This is a genomic window from Sunxiuqinia dokdonensis, from assembly GCF_001270965.1.
In the GTDB taxonomy this organism is placed as follows: Bacteria; Bacteroidota; Bacteroidia; order Bacteroidales; family Prolixibacteraceae; genus Sunxiuqinia; species Sunxiuqinia dokdonensis.
On sequence record NZ_LGIA01000105.1, the window covers coordinates 1 to 2,487 of the forward strand.

General features: G+C 45.4%; 1 protein-coding gene. It reads left to right on the plus strand.

Features of this window, described 5'->3' with window-relative positions; genetic code table 11:
* Positions 1–266 precede the first annotated feature (266 nt).
* The gene (locus NC99_RS07325) at positions 267–2,471 is read left to right on the plus strand and encodes a PAS domain-containing sensor histidine kinase (protein WP_053181615.1); all 2,205 of its coding nucleotides are present in this window, start codon (positions 267–269) and stop codon (positions 2,469–2,471) included.
* Positions 2,472–2,487 lie beyond the last annotated feature (16 nt).

Here is a 2,487-nt window from a genome sequence, read left to right on the forward strand (position 1 = left end):
CGGAAGAGCTCAAACCGGAAAAAAGTAAAGGGGCCAAACAAAAAATTGGCTGAACTTTAGGGATCATTGATCGATTAGGAGGCAGAGAGCGGGTTCCGCTTTCTGCCTTTTTAAATTTAGATGAGGCAGTCTGAGTGACTTTTGTTTGTTTAATCAAAAGGGAATAATCCTGATCAAAAGTTTTGGAATATGCGATTCCATTGTATATTTGACTGAAATTTTGAACAAGAGCTGATTAATTGTTCAGAAAAGCTGCCTTAACACCAATGAAAGAAATCGACACCTTGCCCTTTTTTTCCTTTTTGGAAAGCTCACCCATAGGATTTGCGAATATCTCACTTGATGGCACCATCCGCTATGCCAACCCAGCCTTCTGTCACTTTTTGGGGTATCCACTGGAAGAATTATTGGATCAAAATTTTAGAACGCTCACCCTTGAGGAAGATATCAGTAAGGATGTCAAGGAATTTGAAAAATTGAAGCGGGGTGGCGGCGAGTCGTACACCCTGGAGAAAAGGTATATTCACAAAGATGGTCAGGTGTTATGGGCTCAGTTGTATGTTTCAGTTATCAAAAATGAACAGGGTGAAATCCAATCCTTTATCAGCCAGATTCAGGATATTACTGCGATAAAGCAGGCCGAGCTGAACCTTAGGAAAGGGGACACTTCTTTTCGAAATATTTTTCACTCTAATCCGCAGCCCATGGTCATCTACAGCACCGAAAGTTTGTATTTTCTGGAGGCGAATGAAGCCGCTCTGGTCCTGATGGGGTACAAGGTCGAAGAACTGTTGAAACTGAAACTGTTACAAATTCTGGATCATGCGGATCAGGACCGGGCAGCCAAACTTTTGCAGGAGGACTCCGGTTCGCTTCGAATCAAAGGTGAATGGAATGTCCAGCGTAGGGATGGACGAATAATCACGGTGGAAGTAAATTCGCAGCTCATCCAATTTAGCGGACAAAAGGCCAGGCATTTGAGTATTTCCGATGTGACCGAGCGCAAGCATAATGAACGGCAGATCAAACATCATATCAAAGCGGAGCAGGTCTTAAACGACATCTCTTTTCGTTTTGTGAATAGCCGGCCCGAGGAAATTGATGATTCGATCAACGAGGCCCTAAAGGAAATAGGACTATTTACCCAGGTTGACCGGGCCTACGTGTTTCAACTGTCCAATGATATTTCCCGTTTGGACAACACGTTCGAGTGGTGTAATCGAGGGATTGAGCCACAGCTTGATCAACTCCAAGGCATGCCGGTTGACAGTTATCCGTGGATCATGGGCCGGATGAATCGGTTTGAGCTGATTCAATATGAGGATTTGGCTGAGATTCCCGATGAAGCAGTCCGGGAGCAAGCCATTCTGGGAGACCAGCAGGTCATGTCAATTTTGATTATCCCGATGCACTATGAAAATGAGCTAAAAGGATTTGTTGGCTTTGACTCGATCAAGCGGAAGAAGCTTTGGAGCGCCACTGATATGAATCTCCTGCGCTCACTGACTGATTTAATATCCTGGGAGTTGATCAGGAAGGAAAAGGCGCTTGAACTCATCCAGGCCAAGGAGCAAGCGGAGGAAAGCTCCCGGTTAAAATCGGTATTTCTGGCTACCATCAGTCATGAATTACGCACCCCCCTGAACCCGATCCTGGGATTCAGCAGTATTCTGCCTGACTATTCCGATGATCAGCTTGTGAAGGAAATGGCCGGAATGATTCACACCTCGGGCGATGAGCTGCTGCACCTGCTGGAAGATTTGTTCGATTTGTCACTGGCCAACGGGAATCGGGTAGCATGCCATCCCCGGGCGGTTAAAGGTGTTGATCTTTTTTGTATTGGGCGGGCAATCCTGGAGGAGATCCTGATCAGTTCGGGGAAACAGGATCAAATACGATTGACTTTCTCAGGTGATATCTGCCTGTTTACAGAAGTTTTGGTGGATGATGCCAAAACCATCCAGATTTTGTCGATCCTGTTCAAAAATGCGGTGAAGTTTACCGACACGGGAGAAATTGAGTTTGGCATGCAGATCGACAAAACAGCTGAGCACCTGATCTTGTCTGTGCGCGACACCGGAATTGGAATGGGAGAAAAGGATTCAAAACATATCTTTGAGCAATTCCGGCAAATTGATGAGTTTTATTCGCGTGCCTACGGAGGGATGGGGATTGGCTTGTCCATTGTTCGAAAATACGTCGCGTTAATGAAGGGGCAGATTCGTTTGGATTCAACTCCGGGAGAGGGAAGCTTGTTTCAAATCACCTTACCCGTTAAATTTCCAACCCGGAAGGCGGCCAAAGAAAATGAACGCTCGCTTGTGGAAAACTTCTCTTTTATTGAGGGCAGCACCATTTTGGTGGTGGATGACAACCCACTGATTCATGAGATTTTGAAAATTTATTTTGAATTCCCCGCAAGTGAGTCAGGTATTCCTGTCCAAAGGTCATCCAAAAACGGGCTTGCTTAATGGTTGGGAAATTTTT